Source organism: Bacillus sp. AL-1R (assembly GCF_052180195.1).
In the GTDB taxonomy this organism is placed as follows: Bacteria; Bacillota; Bacilli; order Bacillales; family Bacillaceae_G; genus Gottfriedia.
In genome coordinates this window covers 384,843-399,704 of sequence record NZ_CP197469.1, presented here as the reverse complement: position 1 = coordinate 399,704, position 14,862 = coordinate 384,843, and the positions used below count along the sequence as shown (strand labels likewise).

Genomic DNA, 14,862 nt, shown 5'->3' with positions numbered 1-14,862 from the left:
ATAAACAGTGTAATACTTTGAGTTATTAAAATAATAAAGACTAAAACTAATATGATAATATTTTCTGTTGTCCACTCCACTTTAGATCAACTCACCTTCAATTTTCTTTTTATCTCGTTTAAGTATAATTGGTAATGCAATAAAGCCTAACCCTTGAATAATAACAATGCTTACTGGTGCCTCCAATGCCATAAGAAGTGCCCCGATGAATAGACTGCATGCTACACAGATGAATACGATTAGTTCTTTAAGAAAAATGGCTTTCTTTTTTTCTTGATGAAATTTAATTTTTTCTGTAATCTCACTGATTGTAGGTTCATTAACACTCGTTAATTCATCAAGCTGCTTAAACGCTGAAACAATTTCTTCTTTATCCATCTTGCAGTAACTCCTTTCTCAATTCCTTCATTCCATTGTGTATTCTTGATTTAACTGTTCCCTCTCGAATCCCCATCATATTTCCAATTTCTTCATTCGTATAGCCGTAGTAATGCTTTAACAATATGGCCGCTCGCACTTCTGATTTAAGTTTTTCAAAACCCTCCATAATATCTCTCCACTCAAACCCTTTATATGCTAGTTGCCAATTTAAGGAGCGCGATAACTTTTCAGACTCATTTTTTTGCCAAAACCATTCGCGCTTTTTCTTTCTTTGTTGATCTAAATAAAGTCTAGTAGCGATTGTCATTAACCAAGTTGAAAATTTGGATTGACCGTTGTATTTCTTAATATTGTCATAACTTTTCAACATTGTATCCTGTACTAAGTCTTCAGCAATTTGTTGATTTAGTGTCATCTTTAAAACGTATTTATATAAAAAGGAATAATGGATTTGAAAAAGTTTAGCAAATGCATCTTGGTCACCTTGCTGTGCATTCTTTATAATTTCTATCTCATCTAAATCAGCCATCTCTTCCTCCTTCCTTGCTTACTTATTCAATATTTATTTAGTTTTCATTTGTTATACGATTAGGGTCTGCAATTCGTTCATTTTACTTTTAGTTTTTTTCAAAAAAAAGTGAAGGATAAATTTTACTTTACCCTTCACTCTTATTAAACTTATTTAGGACGATCAATCGTAAACATTCCCCCAACTTTAGCATAGTCATTCCCTGCTAAACGACTAACTGCTTTCAAGCCATTAGCATCTATACGGCCATTTTCATAAATGTCATCTTCTATATGAAAATAAACAACTTTGCCTATTAGTAAGTCGCAAGCCTCATTATCTTTTCCTAATGGAATTGCCTGTTCTAAAATACATTCCATTCGAATTTTTGACTCTTTCACTCCTGGAACTGAGACCATCACACTTTCCACTGGCGTTAATCCTGCTAATTCAACTTCGCTCTCTGTAGGTGACAGTGCAGCTGCTGTTTTATTAATCGCTTCAACATTTGATTCATCAACAATATGGACAACGAACTCTTTTTTCTCAATTGCATTTCTAGCTGTATCTTTTTGTTTACCATTTTGTCGCTGAACAGATACAGATATCATAGGTGGATTAGACGTTACGATGTTGAAATAACTAAATGGTGCACCATTTAAGACATTCTCATTTGATTTCGTTGTAACAAAAGCAATTGGTCTTGGAATAATCCCACCAATTAAGAACTTATAATTATCACGATCACTTAAATCCGTTGGAGAAAAAGATTTCATCATTATTGCATACTCCTTAAAAGTTATTTTTGTACCATTCCGCTGCCGCTTCAATTTCCGATCTAGTTAAGCTATGCCCCATGTTTTCCCAATGTATAACGACTTTTGCACCGGCACCATCTAACATTGATGCTAATTCTTCTGTTTCTTGCGGTAAACAAATCGGATCATTTTTGCCCGCCCCAATGAAAACCGACACATCTTTCATATTTGGCAATTCTACATCACGAATCGGTACCATTGGGTGCAATAGCATAGCACCTTTAAATACATTTTCATAATGGAACAGTAGACTACCAGCAATGTTTGCACCGTTTGAATATCCAATTGCAATCAGATTGTTTGGATCGAATCCATGTTCTACGGACGCCGACTCAATAAACTCTTTTAATTCTTTTGTACGGAAAACTAAATCTTCCATATCAAATACACCTTCAGCTAATCGCTTAAAAAAACGTGGCATTCCATTTTCACTTACATTCCCTCTTACTGATAAAACCGATGCTTCATCATCGATCATCCCTGCAATTGGTAATAGATCAAGTTCATTCCCACCTGTACCATGTAATAATACGAATGTTGGCTTTGATGGATTGCTCCCTTTATTAAATACGTGCTTCATCGTCATTCTCCTTTCACTTCTCTAACAATAATTGGTTGCAAGTGATTTTCTATTATTTCTCGATTTGGTTCCTGCCACTTTGGTAGCATTAGCTGTTCACCCAAGTGTTCTATGTCCTCATCAATCATAAACCCTGGTAAATCCGTAGCAATTTCAAATAAAAGCCCACCATTTTCACGAAAATAAATTGCATTAAAATAATTTCGATCTTTTACTTCAGTAACTCCATAGTGATTGTCATATAACTTTTCTTGCCATTTTACATGTTCTTCATCATTACTCGCCCTCCAAGCAATATGATGGACAGTTCCTACACCCATAACACCTCTACCTACTGCCGCTAATTCAATATCGATAATATTTCCGATATCACCTGCAGCTTTAAAACGTAAATAATTCCCCTCTTGACCTATGCAATCTAATTCCATTACGTTTTCCAACAGTTCAGCTGTTTTATTAGGTGCTCCTGAATATAAAACTGCACCACCAAAACCTTTAATAGCTACATCTTTTGTAACACCATTAAATTCCCAATTATTTTCATCGCCAGCTTCTCTTTCTACTAATTCAAGCTGTAAGCCATGAAAGTCTTCAAATTGAAGAAATGTTTCTCCAAATCGACTTACTTTTTTTGTATGAATATTAAATGATGCTAATCGGTTTTCCCAAAATTCCATTGAGTTAGTAGGAATTAAGAATGTTGTGATCCCTACTTGCCCGCTTCCTATTTTTCCTCTATAGGCATTTGGCCAAGGGAAAAAAGTCATAATCGTACCTGGTTTTGCAGTTTCGTCTCCAAAATAAAAGTGATACGTACCTGGATCATCAAAATTAATTGTTTTTTTCACAAAGCGTAAGCCTAAAATCCCAGCGTAGAAATCCATATTTTCTTGAGGATCACCAACTATTGCAGTGATATGGTGTACACCTTTCATTTTTTCCATAAACTTACCTCCATCTTTTTTTATTTTTTATTTAATTTTCTTAATAAAGTCAGTAAATGTAATTGCTCTTCTTCGGTTAATTTGCTGAATTGAGCTTGTTGAAACTCTTCTTGAGTAGGAACGATTTCTTCATACATTTTTTGACCAATCTCTGTTAAAGAGAGATATTTGTTTTTCCATTCTACTTCTCTTTTAATCCAATGCAGCTCTTCCATTTTCTTTAATAGATGAGTCACATTGCCTTTTGTAACAACTAATTTATCAGCTAATTCTTGCTGTGTAAGACGCTTATTTCTACCCACATGAACTATTACATCAAATTGTGCAGTCGTCAGTCCCCATTTTTTCAATTGATTATTTGATTCTCTAACATTTTTAAGATAAAAACGAGCTAATCGAAACCAAAGTAATACTGCTAAATTTTTTGATTTATTTCCGGAAGCTTCATTATGACTACTTAACATTTTTACACCTCTTTGATCGATCTTGTTATCAGTTTAATACTAAACTGATGAATTTACAAGTAGATTGTTTTATTTCGAATTTAAAACCTTTTTCAAAATGACTCTCGAAAAAGAAATATGTTGATTCTTAACTCCATTATGTTCTCTTTTTGGCGGCTCCTGTTACGACGATGGAACATTTTTCATACTACGTCTTCTTAAATTCCCTTTCATTTCCTTCTTTTATACTTTTTTTATTTAGTGATGATATAATAATGTTTAACTTCAATATCTAGAAAGACAGGTAGATTAATGAAAAAAAGACTACTGAAAATAAGTGCAAGTATTCTAATTTTATTTCTTATCTTATTTGGTTTGTTCAAGCTAATGAATGCAAGATCTTTTCAGCTTTTTGGGGGATTAACTAACGAAGTACACACTAATCAAAAAGTAGTTGCTTTAACATTTGATGACGGGCCAACTAAAAATGTTGATGACATTCTACCACTTTTAGATCAATACAATACAAAAGCTACATTTTTTCTAATCGGTAATGATATCAAGAAAAATCCTGAGGAAGCTAAAAAAATTGTAAATGCGGGGCATCAGGTCGGAAACCATACATATTCTCACGACAGAATGGTGCTAAAATCTCCTTCCTTTATTAAAAATGAAATAGAAAAGACAGACAAACTAATTCGAAAAGCGGGTTACAAAGGAGAGATTCAATTCCGACCACCATACGGTAAAAAACTATTTGGATTACCGTATTACATGCATAAACATAACCGCGAAACGATTACATGGAATTTGGAACCAGATACTTTTTACACAAATCCAGAAGATAAAATAAACTACGTAAAGAAAAATATTAAACCAGGTTCAATTATTTTAATTCATCCGATGTATGATAAAACTGGCAAAGAATTAGAAACCATTAAAGGAATATTGGACTTATTATCGAAAGACGGATATAAATTTGTCACAGTAAAAGAGCTTCAGAAGTTGAAAAAAGACAAGTAGCATTATGCTCCTTGTCTTTTTATCTTTTTTGATGTTTCCATGTAAATTCAGACTTTTTTTCTAGAATACTCACTTTCACGAATATTACTTGAAAAAAAAACCAAAATAATACTGGTATATTTTGAAAACATCTCAAAGGAGCAACTAGATGAAGAAACAATTACTAAAATTCACATCCCTATTTTTATGTTTTGCCCTAATTTTATCCCCTATTAAATCCACTGCCGAGCAAGTAGATACTCGGGCTCAAGGAAGATGTATTAGTAACTCAGCATGCAATTTCAAAGCTGATATGAGAAAGCTTTGGATGGATCATTTAATATGGACTAGTAAGTATATTGTTAGTTCCGTAGCTGGAATGCCAGATAAGGATGTAATACTTGCAAGACTCTTAAAAAATCAACAAGATACTGGGAATGCAATTAAACCTTATTATGGTGCTGCCGCTGGAGACCAGCTTGCTAAATTACTAACCACCCACATAGTGATCGCTGGTAAAATTGTTGATGCTGCAAAATCAGGTGACATGGCAACTTTAAAAAATTTGAACGACACTTGGTTTAAAAATGCTGATGATATTGCTGCATTCTTAAGTAAAGCAAATCCAAATTGGACAAATCAAGAATTAAAAGACTTACTTTATACACATTTAAAAATGGTAACAAATGAAGTAGTAACTAGAATAAAAAAGGACTGGGACGGGAATGTAAAAGCATTTGATGCAGGACTTCAACATATACTACCTATAGCAGATACAATTTCTTCAGGCATTATTAAGCAATTCCCAAATAAATTTAAATCTTAAACAAACGTTTGATTAATTAACAAAAAAGATGAATTTAGCGCTAAACTAAATTCATCTTTTTTCTGCTTATTCTAAATCATTCAATCTTTCCATGATCCGTCTTTTTTTATAAAGCATTCTACCAGCCTCGCCAACATCCTCAATTGCTTGTTTATTTACATATGCACCAAATATTAGACCTGCAATTGGAATCATTTGAAACAATTTCTTCCATCCTAAGTTGTCACGATATGTATAAAATACTTCTCTCCAACCTTCAATTTGCGAAAAGGCTTTTTTTCCTTCAATATTTGTTAACTCTTCTAATATCGCCTTTTTACCAACTATATCAGCTGAAGTAAATTGTAAGCATTTAATAATAAAAACTCTTTCCATTTTATCATTTGGATCATAGCCAAAAGAAATCGCTATTTCTTGAAGTGTCTTTAATGTCAGTCCTAATAAAATTGGAATATCTATCGCAATCGTAAACATTCCACCAATACCGGTCGTTGCTCCTTGAACCTTTGCAAATTGTTTACGACTAGCAATAAAACTATTTGAAACAAGATCCATTTGTTCAAGACTAAGTTGATTGACCATTTCCACTTCGGTTAATTCTTTAATAGAAAGTTCCTTACTCATCCTAGAAAGAGTGGTCGGAACACTAACTAAATATTGACCACCAGCATTCACATACTTAGATAGTTCATCTAAAATAACACCAATCTTATCGTGAATGAACTTAGGTGTAATTTTATCCAAAATCATAAATGGAATTCTACCGATTTTCTCCCAAAAAAATACGCTTTTTTGATCTTTTTCCCATTTTTCAATTTCATTAAGCTGCGTGATTAGATACTCTTTCGTTTCCATTAAACACTCCTATAATTTTTAATCTGAACATAGTAACTACTAAAACTATAAAGCTTTTCTTGAAAAAAACCAATTTTCTTTTATTCCTACTTTGCACACCATATGAGTTGCTAAATCACTTATTCACACTTAATAAAAACAAGGAATCCCATAGCGGGACACCCTGTTCTAATAATTCCTATCAACCTAAAAATCTTATTTTTTCAGGATTTCGAAGCATATAAATACTTCGATAACACTCTCCTTCTATTTCAAAACAAATGATGGTCGGCTCCTCGCCTTCACTTTTAGCAATTAAACCAATTTGATTATTAATTAAGGCTATTTCGATTTGGGATGACGAGTTAATTTTCTTCCTTACCCCAAAAAGGAATGCAATAACATTTTTCTGTTGATTGATTGGGCGAAGAGCAGCTTTCGTTTTGCCACCGGCGTCTGTAATTAGGACGATATCTTCCGTTAAAAGTGATATTAGCATATCTAAATTACCTGTTTCGGTAGCTTCAATAAATCGTTTTGCAATGGCTAGCTCTTGGTTTAGATTTCGTTTTTCAACTACTCCCTTGCTTTGGACTTTGCGTTGAAGTCTACTGAATATTTTACGACAATTCAATTCTGTTTTATTTAAAATATTTGCGATAGTACGAAAGTCAAACAAAAAAGCTTCACGCAATACAAATACTGCTCTTTCGGTTGGATTTAACTGTTCAAGTAAAACTAAAAATGCGTAAGTTATCGTTTCATCTACAATCATCTTTTCAATCGGATCATCATGTAAATCTTCTGGTAAGTTTTGAATAATCGGTTCAGGAAGCCACGGTCCTATATATACCTCGCGTTTATATTTTGAGGATTTTAATAAATCCAAGCAACGGTTTGTCATAATTTTACATAAGAATGCTTTTATATTATTCGGCTCTTCTTTTGTAAGTGACTGATTCATCTTTTGAAATGTGAGAAAAGTATCCTGTACCAAATCCTCCGAATCCTCAACCGTTCCTAGCATACTATACCCTATTGAAAATAAAAGTGGTTTATATTGAGAATATAGATCATCTACTTCCATAAAGTATCTTCTCCTCTATTTTAGATTAGTTGAAGTTCTAGCTTCTCATTTATTAGTTTAGTAGCATTTTTAACACTCGTTAGTGATGCATTTAATAGAAGCTCTTTCTCCCCTACCCAGTCACCTGCAACATAAATGCCTTCTGAGCCAAATTCATTATTTGTTACATTGTTGTCTGATTTATGAAATGGTTTTTTTATGTCGTTGGAAACAATAAGCTTTGGTAAATAGCGTCGAGAAATGACATAGTCCCTCCAACCTGGTTGCAGTAAATCAAGTACACCTTCTAATTCTTCCTCGTCTTTTGATGAATCTGTTTCGTTGACCGAGTTCAAATATTTCATTAGATGAACTACAATTTCGCCTTCTTTATTCGATAATTTAGCTACCGATGAATGATTTGAAAAATACCAAGGTTGATCAACACCTAAAGCAAAGTTTAGTTTGGGATTTGGTAAACCATTCATTACAAGATCAAGACATGCAGCTTTTACTGGTATCATTTGATTACATTTTTGTAAAAACGAATCTGCGATTGGCCCATCTATTAACTTAACTAAATCAATTGGATTAATTGTCGATAACAAACAGCTAGTGTTAATCGTAGTATCATTCTTCAAAATAAGATTTATATTTGGAAAAGAGCCAGTAATTTTGGAAACTACTGTACTATTTTGAATCGTAACACCAAGTTGACTAGCCTTTTTAGTTAGGTCATTAACAATTGATTGCCATCCTCCGTTTATATAGATGACTTTCGCACTACGAAGCTGACCAATTGCCACCCCTGCACTGATCAATTCAGAATTACTTGTAAAAGTAGCTACACGTATAAAAGTTAAAATTAAATTCTTTACACGATAACTTGTTATTTTTCTATTTAAATATTCTTCTAAACTAATATGATTGATTTCCTCTAAATCCATTTTACGAATATGTCGGTAAAATCGAATAAATTCCATTTTTTCTTTCCATTTTAAATGATTACCTAAAAATAAATTAAATGCATCGATTATTTTCATTTGATTAGATTGATTTCCAAGAATAAATGCACCACTCAATTTTGGAACACTGCCTGAAACAGTAACACCTACTTCATTTAATATTTCGATACAGTTTGTATATAATGCGTGGGCTCCAAGATTTAAATGTGCATCGCCAATTGAATTAGAGATTCCTCTTCCGCCTAATTTAGATGCCTTATCTATTAGAAGTACTTTTTTACCTGCTTGAGCTAAGTAAATTGATGCAGTTAATCCAGCAATGCCACCACCTAATACAGTAACATCCCACTTCTGATAACCATTTATTTGATTAAATTTCATAATTTGATCTCTCCCTTTCTTTTTCTTCACTAATTAAGACGAATGAAATACAAAAAATGTGACATATAGTAAAGCAGGGACGAGGAAAAAATTTTTTTAAACTTTGGAAGGGCTTATTCACTTCACTCGAATAGTCATAAACAAAATCACATAAAATTACTTTGACAGATAGAGTAATTATTGTTAACATTACTCTATCAGATAGAATAATGTTATAGAAGGTGAATAGGTGGATTATGGTTAGAAGCGACATCATTCGTGGACATCTTGACTCAATTATATTAAAACTCATTTCTGAGAAAGATCGCTATGGATATGAAATTTCTCAAGAAATTGGATTACGGACAGACAATCGGTTTCAAATAAAAGAAGCAACATTATACGCTGTATTCCAGCGCTTAGAAAAAAAGGAATTAGTGGAAGCTTATTTTGGTGATATTACACACGGTGGAAAAAGAAAATATTACAAAATCACTTCATTAGGTAAAGCATATTTAAGTGAATTAGTAAAAGAATGGCAAGAAGTAAAAGAAATTATTAATCTATTCATGGAGGAGAAATAATGAAAAAAATAAGAAATCATATTGAAGAACTATTTAAAGATGTTCCTAAAACTGAACAATCAGAAATCGTTAAACAAGAGATTATTCAAAACTTAGAAGAAAAAGTCATGTTTTTAATGGAAAATGGTAAGGAAGAAGAAGATGCTGTAAACAAAGCGATTGTAGAGTTTGGTGACATTGAGGAATTAAAGAGAGAACTTGGTGTTAAAAAAACAGATAGCAAAAAAGCAAATTTTGCAAAACTAAATTTATCCTATTCAATATGGGGAAGTGGCTTACTAATCGCTTTATTCTTATTTATTAATTTTTACTACACTCCAGAGACTATATGGTTTGTATACCCTACGTTTGGCCTATTATGGTGGCCTCTTTCAATGTATTTCTACTGGCAACGTAAAAAGTGAGGTGAAGAAAAGTGAAAAATTATATCGGTTTTGCAACTGCAGGCTGTATTATGACGATGGTCTTTTTCATGCTAGTTAATTTTATTACAACTCCTAGCTCGATTTGGTTCATTTACCCTTGTTTTCTCATTTTATTTTGGCCAATTAGTTTATATTTCATTGGAAAAAGATCGATGAAGCAATTCTCAGTCTTAAGTAGTATCGTACTTCTTGCTTTCTTGTTAACGGAAAACTTAATTCACATGCCTGATTATCTTTGGTTTTTCTATGCACTCTTTCCTATTATTAGTTGGCCAATTCTTATACATTTAGGTAAAAAAGCTAGAACATTACCGATTGCTCTTCTTGGCAGTTTCATTACAATCGCATACTATGCGTTTATAAATTTTATCGTATCTCCAAATTATCCTTGGGTCATTTATCCAGCGTTTGCAATCATTTGGTGGCCATTATCTATTTATCATGCGAAAAGACAATCGTTTGTATCATTTTCGTTTACAGCTAGCATATTAATCAGTATTTTCTTTATTATTGTAAATATCATCTCATCTCCAGAAACAATTTGGGCTGTCTATCCAATTTTTGCAGTTATTTGGTGGCCTCTAAGTATGTATTTTTATAGTTATAAAAAGAAACAAATTTAGGTAATAATCGTTGGACCTATACTTATGGAGTCCATTTTTATTTCTATAAATAAGAAAAGCGATTCTCATAAAGAATCGCATCATTTTTCTTATTCAGCTTCAGAAACCAATGTAAATCGTTCATTAATATGTTGTGGATTTTCAATCTCATCTAACAATGCAATGGCATAGTCAGCATAACTTACATAGCTATCCCCTTTTTTATTAACAATAAAATTGTCTTTTCCTTTTTGATATGAGCCAGTTCGCTTTCCGTTTGGATCAAAAAATGCAGCCGGACTAATAAACGTCCACTTCACATCAGTTACTTTTTGCAAGTCTTGAAGACCTTTTGCCATATTTGATGCAGTGGCAAAATATTCTTTTGGAAATTGAGGAGTGTCAACTAATTGAGTCGTTTTTTCTTCATCAACATACAAGCTTCCTGCTCCACCAACTACTATTAATCTAGTATCTTTAACACCTTTTAAAGCATTGATTAAAACATTTCCAGCTTCAATATAAAGATGCTCTTGACCCTCAGCTGCTTTAAATGCATTTACAACAACATCAAATTGTTTTAAGTCAGTTGAATTTAAGTCGAATAAATCCTTTTCCATTACGGTTACTTCTTTATTTGTTAATTTAGAAGCATTTCTTACGATCGCTGTTACTTCATGCCCTCTTTCCAATGCTTCCCCTAAAATTAAATTTCCTGCTTTTCCTGTTGCTCCAATAATACCAATTTTCATCGTTTTCTTCCTCCTAAATTGTTTAATAAATTGTTTGATAATTTGATTCCTTTGTTGTAACTTAAATAGTCACAACACACTTAAAAAAATATGATATATAGATGTAACAATAATAGTTACATCTGTGATAAAAAAAATTGAATGATATTATCCAATTTTTTTGCTTAATACTGTTACTAATTCTTCCATAGTGACTTCATCCAGTATTTTTTCCATAGCTTCTTGTGCTCGATTTAAGATCAGTTCCAGCACTGCCTGAATATTTGCGCCGACTGGACAATTCGGATTCGGTTTCTCATGAAATTGAAAAAGTTCTCCTTCTTCTACAACTTCCACCGCTCTATAAACATCTAAAAGAGTAATTTCATTTAAAGGCTTGTGAAGTGTAGCTCCACCGGTTCCTCGACGGACTTGAATTAAGCCAGCATTCTTTAGTTTTCCCATTACTCTTCTAATTACGACCGGATTTGTATTTACACTTCCTGCAATCCATTCAGAAGTACAAAGTGAACTATTCTCAATCGTGACCAAAGATAAAATATGAACAGCAACAGTAAAACGACTACTGATTTTCATTTGATTCAACCTCCGATGTAACTATTATAGTTACAACTTTTATTAATTGTCAATAAGAATTATATTACACAAATTGATAATCGATATAATAAATAAAAAACTACCCGTTCGATTCTATACCTTCTCACAGTTACTTTACATTAATCCGTATAAAGCTATACCACCAAAAATAAGTATGATAATACCTGACAAACGGTTAATTACTGTTAAAGAACGATTATTAATTCGAGTTCTAAATAGTCCCACACCAGTGCTTAATATGACCCACCATAAACTTGAACCACAAAAAACACCTAATACTAAAATGACGGAAGAAACAATATTACTACCTGAACTAGAAATTCCTAATCCTGCAAAGATGGCGATAAATGATAAAATCGTCATTGGGTTTGTTAGCGTTAAAAATAAAACGGATAAAAATGCATTAAACATATTTTTCTTCTGCGTATCAGATTGAGTAAAGCTGGCTTTTGAAATAAGTGTTTTTACACCTAAATAGCATAGAAAAAAGCCCCCGATTAACTGTATCCAAAAATGTTGACCAATTAAAAAATTCGTAATGACAGTTAATCCAAAGCCTGCAATTAACCCATAAATACCATCAGCAGTCGCAGCCCCAAGACCAGAAACTAAACCAACCATCCGCCCATACGCTAGCGTTCTACGGATACACAGTACTCCAATTGGTCCAACAGGTGCAGCAATTGATAGGCCAATTAATAATCCTTTAAAATAAAATTCAAGGTTCATATTACCCTCCCTACCCTATCGAAATTTATGTTTTTGTAATGGAAGTCGAAATGTTTCCTTCGTTGTATCCATTACAATTGTTGTCTTTGTTCTTATTACACCCTTTATTCCTTTTATTTCATGACTAATTACACGATCCAAGTCTTTTGTATTCCTACTTCTTATTTTTAGTAAATAATCATCTTCACCAGCAATATGGTGACATTCCTGTACTTCCTCTAATTGATTAACAAGTTCTAAAAATGGTGCTCTATTTTCAGGTCGCTCAAGTGAGACTGCTACAAATGCTGTTAATTCACTCCCAACTTTTTCTGAATCAATTAAAACACCAAATCCTTTAATCACACCTTGTTCGACTAATCTGTTAACTCGGTCAGCCGTTGCCGGAGCTGACAAGCCAATCTCACTAGCTAAATCAGCCCATTTTATTCTAGAATTATCCATTAAACGATTAATAATTTTCAAATCAAAAGTATCCATCTAAACAAACCTTCTTTTTGTAATTATTTATTCCATTTTACTTATTTTATGAAAGTATTTCAATATTCCCAAATGAAATTACATTCTAAATATGCGCGTATAATAAACATATTTATTTACCTGTACTAATAAGATGAAAAAGGAAGACAATCTTTATCGAAGGGGGCGTCAATTTATGAAAAGGGACCCATTTGAATATCGAAGAAGATTAAGGGAGAAAGAAAGAGAAAGGGAGTTTAATGAAGAAAATGAAAGAGAGCCTACAACAGAGAAAGAAGTAGAACACAAAGAAGAAAAACCACAAACACATGTACATGAATTTGTTGCAAGTACTAAACTGGCAGAAGAAGGTGACGACCGACATAATCATCGTTTTGCTGGCGTTACAAGTGAAGTCATTCCCGTAGGAAGACATAGTCATATCCATCGAATTGTAGTAAATACAGATTTTCTCGATCATCATCACGAAGTTATTATTGAAACAGGTCCCCCTATTCCGGTAGGAAACGGAAAGCATGTTCACTTTGTCAAAGGAATGACAACAATTAACGATGATCATGAGCATAATCTTGAATTTGCAACTCTGATCGATAGACCACTAGTATAAAGGTATCGAGGATTCTTATGTATATTTCATACAATATAATATACATAATTTTCTAAAGCTCTTTTCAGCTTTAAACATCTTATCAAAAAATTTCACCGATAGATCAACGATTCATAAAAGCGTAATTAAAAAACGATGAAGGGCCTTCCTTGGAAAGTCCTTCATCGTTTTATAACGTAGTCCTAAGTTTTTCTCAATCCTTCAGTATTCATTAACACAATCCTCCATCCATCCGGGTCTTCAAATGTAATACTTTTCCCGAGCCAATACGGATTCTCAGGTTCCACATCAATATATCCCAAATTATTTAATCGGTTTTTGACAAGATCGATTTCAGCTTTATGTGGAAGATAAAATACTAAAAGATTATCCTTTGTTGGAGCAGGACATGGGCTTCCATCAATATGTTGAGTAAATTCTAAATGGTACTCAACATCTGGTAGTCCAAACATGACCCCATCATATCCATCATGATTTTGAAATCCGCCCACACGTTTTAGTCCTAACCCCTCTCCGTAGAACTTACTAATTTCTGCTAATTGGTTAGTAGGTCTTGCAATTCTAAACTGAACCCAGTTTTTCATTGTTATCACCCTATCCTTTAATAATTTGAAGCTGCCCATTCATCATTTAGCATTTTTGATAGTTGTGTATAGCGCTTCAATTCTTGAAATAAGCTATCGACTGAATAAGATGTATTTTCTTCTAACGCAGTACCTTCGGATAGAAAGTCTGATGGATCAATGACAACTTGTTTCGATAAAACATTTGCATATAATGCTCTTAAAACAATTCGCATATTGTTAAGTGCATTAATTCCACCCTTTCCTCCACCAGATACTGCCAAGATTGCGACAGGCTTATCTTTAAAATGCTTACTACCTAAAAAGTCAAAGGCATTTTTTAATGCTCCGCTCATTCCACCATGATATTCTGGAGTTGCAATGATCATAGCATCAGCATTTTCTAGTTGTGATCTTAGTTTTTGAATGTTTGCTATTTCATTTTGCTCCTCTTGGCCGTTATAGATTGGTAATACAAGTTCACTCAAATCAATTGTTTTTACATTGTATTTTTTCGAGATGATTGTCGTTAATTTACCCGTACGGCCATCTTTTCTTGGGCTACCATTAATCATTAAAATATTCATATTTTCCACTCCTTTAATTTGTACTTTTAGTATAGTCAATTAATAAAGACCAAACTTCAGTCGTTTGATAGAACTTTTCTACACGTTTAGGAGTACATAAAAATAAAAAAATCTACAACCAAAGTTGTAGATTTTCAGAGTGTTAAAAATGAGCTTGTCAACTACGACAATTTTTTGGTTTATTCCACTAAAACCTGTCATGAGCAAGG

At 33.0% G+C, this 14,862-nt stretch carries 21 protein-coding genes; 6 read left to right on the top strand and 15 right to left on the bottom strand.

The features are described from left to right. Positions 1 to 81: 81 nt before the first annotated feature. The 6 genes from ACSBO6_RS01840 to ACSBO6_RS01815 all read right to left on the bottom strand — a co-directional run bounded on the left by ACSBO6_RS01840 (position 82) and on the right by ACSBO6_RS01815 (position 3,695). On the bottom strand, positions 82 to 378 hold the full coding sequence (locus tag ACSBO6_RS01840; RefSeq protein WP_098845578.1) for a DUF5345 family protein: 297 nt from the start codon (positions 376 to 378) through the stop codon (positions 82 to 84). Continuing rightward, complete coding sequence (gene sigY, locus ACSBO6_RS01835; protein ID WP_098845577.1) at positions 371 to 910, bottom strand: RNA polymerase sigma factor SigY; 540 nt, start codon at positions 908 to 910, stop codon at positions 371 to 373. The genes ACSBO6_RS01840 and sigY overlap by 8 nt, the downstream gene beginning before the upstream one ends. A 149-nt stretch (positions 911 to 1,059) precedes the next feature. Beyond that, positions 1,060 to 1,665 carry a flavin reductase family protein gene (locus tag ACSBO6_RS01830; RefSeq protein ID WP_498844641.1) on the bottom strand — a complete coding sequence of 202 codons (606 nt, stop codon included), beginning with the start codon at positions 1,663 to 1,665 and terminating at the stop codon, positions 1,060 to 1,062. 16 nt (positions 1,666 to 1,681) lie between these two features. Next, positions 1,682 to 2,287, bottom strand: a complete 606-nt coding sequence (locus ACSBO6_RS01825) for an alpha/beta hydrolase (protein ID WP_498844080.1) — start codon at positions 2,285 to 2,287, stop codon at positions 1,682 to 1,684. A gap of 2 nt (positions 2,288 to 2,289) precedes the next feature. Continuing rightward, positions 2,290 to 3,231: a ring-cleaving dioxygenase gene (locus tag ACSBO6_RS01820; protein ID WP_098845575.1), complete on the bottom strand. Its 942-nt coding sequence runs from the start codon at positions 3,229 to 3,231 to the stop codon at positions 2,290 to 2,292. A 20-nt stretch (positions 3,232 to 3,251) separates the two neighbouring features. After that, positions 3,252 to 3,695: a MarR family winged helix-turn-helix transcriptional regulator gene (locus ACSBO6_RS01815; RefSeq protein WP_098845574.1), complete on the bottom strand. Its 444-nt coding sequence runs from the start codon at positions 3,693 to 3,695 to the stop codon at positions 3,252 to 3,254. Positions 3,696 to 3,986: 291 nt separating this feature from the next. Between ACSBO6_RS01815 and ACSBO6_RS01810 the strand changes: the two genes are divergently transcribed. Next, positions 3,987 to 4,697, top strand: a complete 711-nt coding sequence (locus tag ACSBO6_RS01810) for a polysaccharide deacetylase family protein (RefSeq protein WP_098845573.1) — start codon at positions 3,987 to 3,989, stop codon at positions 4,695 to 4,697. A 148-nt stretch (positions 4,698 to 4,845) separates the two neighbouring features. Then, on the top strand, positions 4,846 to 5,502 hold the full coding sequence (locus ACSBO6_RS01805) for a glycosyltransferase (RefSeq protein ID WP_498844079.1): 657 nt from the start codon (positions 4,846 to 4,848) through the stop codon (positions 5,500 to 5,502). 66 nt (positions 5,503 to 5,568) lie between these two features. Here ACSBO6_RS01805 and ACSBO6_RS01800 read toward each other — a convergent pair whose 3' ends face one another. The 3 genes from ACSBO6_RS01800 to ACSBO6_RS01790 all read right to left on the bottom strand — a co-directional run bounded on the left by ACSBO6_RS01800 (position 5,569) and on the right by ACSBO6_RS01790 (position 8,748). Continuing rightward, positions 5,569 to 6,357, bottom strand: a complete 789-nt coding sequence (locus ACSBO6_RS01800; RefSeq protein WP_498844078.1) for an EcsC family protein — start codon at positions 6,355 to 6,357, stop codon at positions 5,569 to 5,571. 181 nt (positions 6,358 to 6,538) lie between these two features. Next, the gene (gene sigJ, locus ACSBO6_RS01795) at positions 6,539 to 7,423 is read right to left on the bottom strand and encodes an RNA polymerase sigma factor SigJ (protein ID WP_498844077.1); all 885 of its coding nucleotides are present in this window, start codon (positions 7,421 to 7,423) and stop codon (positions 6,539 to 6,541) included. 20 nt (positions 7,424 to 7,443) lie between these two features. Further along, positions 7,444 to 8,748, bottom strand: coding sequence for an FAD-dependent oxidoreductase (locus ACSBO6_RS01790; protein ID WP_498844076.1), 1,305 nt, complete (start codon positions 8,746 to 8,748; stop codon positions 7,444 to 7,446). 236 nt (positions 8,749 to 8,984) lie between these two features. Here ACSBO6_RS01790 and ACSBO6_RS01785 point away from each other — a divergent pair, with 236 nt between their 5' ends. Genes ACSBO6_RS01785 through ACSBO6_RS01775 form a run of 3 tightly spaced genes read left to right on the top strand, consistent with a single transcriptional unit; the run spans position 8,985 to position 10,359 of the window. After that, complete coding sequence (locus ACSBO6_RS01785; protein WP_098845568.1) at positions 8,985 to 9,311, top strand: PadR family transcriptional regulator; 327 nt, start codon at positions 8,985 to 8,987, stop codon at positions 9,309 to 9,311. Next, positions 9,311 to 9,715 carry a permease prefix domain 1-containing protein gene (locus ACSBO6_RS01780; RefSeq protein WP_098845567.1) on the top strand — a complete coding sequence of 135 codons (405 nt, stop codon included), beginning with the start codon at positions 9,311 to 9,313 and terminating at the stop codon, positions 9,713 to 9,715. The genes ACSBO6_RS01785 and ACSBO6_RS01780 overlap by 1 nt, the downstream gene beginning before the upstream one ends. Positions 9,716 to 9,726: 11 nt before the next feature. Further along, complete coding sequence (locus ACSBO6_RS01775) at positions 9,727 to 10,359, top strand: hypothetical protein (RefSeq protein ID WP_098845566.1); 633 nt, start codon at positions 9,727 to 9,729, stop codon at positions 10,357 to 10,359. A gap of 89 nt (positions 10,360 to 10,448) precedes the next feature. Here ACSBO6_RS01775 and ACSBO6_RS01770 read toward each other — a convergent pair whose 3' ends face one another. The 4 genes from ACSBO6_RS01770 to ACSBO6_RS01755 all read right to left on the bottom strand — a co-directional run bounded on the left by ACSBO6_RS01770 (position 10,449) and on the right by ACSBO6_RS01755 (position 12,896). Then, on the bottom strand, positions 10,449 to 11,090 hold the full coding sequence (locus ACSBO6_RS01770; protein ID WP_098845565.1) for an NAD(P)-dependent oxidoreductase: 642 nt from the start codon (positions 11,088 to 11,090) through the stop codon (positions 10,449 to 10,451). Between the two features lie 147 nt (positions 11,091 to 11,237). After that, entirely contained in the window at positions 11,238 to 11,666 is a 429-nt protein-coding gene (locus tag ACSBO6_RS01765; protein ID WP_098845564.1) for an Rrf2 family transcriptional regulator, read from the bottom strand. 135 nt (positions 11,667 to 11,801) lie between these two features. Next, positions 11,802 to 12,416: a LysE family translocator gene (locus ACSBO6_RS01760; RefSeq protein WP_098845563.1), complete on the bottom strand. Its 615-nt coding sequence runs from the start codon at positions 12,414 to 12,416 to the stop codon at positions 11,802 to 11,804. Between the two features lie 15 nt (positions 12,417 to 12,431). Next, on the bottom strand, positions 12,432 to 12,896 hold the full coding sequence (locus tag ACSBO6_RS01755; protein ID WP_498844075.1) for an Lrp/AsnC family transcriptional regulator: 465 nt from the start codon (positions 12,894 to 12,896) through the stop codon (positions 12,432 to 12,434). 175 nt (positions 12,897 to 13,071) lie between these two features. Here ACSBO6_RS01755 and ACSBO6_RS01750 point away from each other — a divergent pair, with 175 nt between their 5' ends. Beyond that, a complete protein-coding gene (locus ACSBO6_RS01750; protein WP_098845561.1) occupies positions 13,072 to 13,503 on the top strand; it encodes a YmaF family protein in 432 nt (143 codons plus the stop codon). A gap of 182 nt (positions 13,504 to 13,685) precedes the next feature. Here ACSBO6_RS01750 and ACSBO6_RS01745 read toward each other — a convergent pair whose 3' ends face one another. After that, positions 13,686 to 14,087: a VOC family protein gene (locus ACSBO6_RS01745; protein WP_098845560.1), complete on the bottom strand. Its 402-nt coding sequence runs from the start codon at positions 14,085 to 14,087 to the stop codon at positions 13,686 to 13,688. A gap of 17 nt (positions 14,088 to 14,104) precedes the next feature. After that, entirely contained in the window at positions 14,105 to 14,653 is a 549-nt protein-coding gene (locus ACSBO6_RS01740) for an NADPH-dependent FMN reductase (RefSeq protein WP_098845559.1), read from the bottom strand. Positions 14,654 to 14,862: the final 209 nt, after the last annotated feature.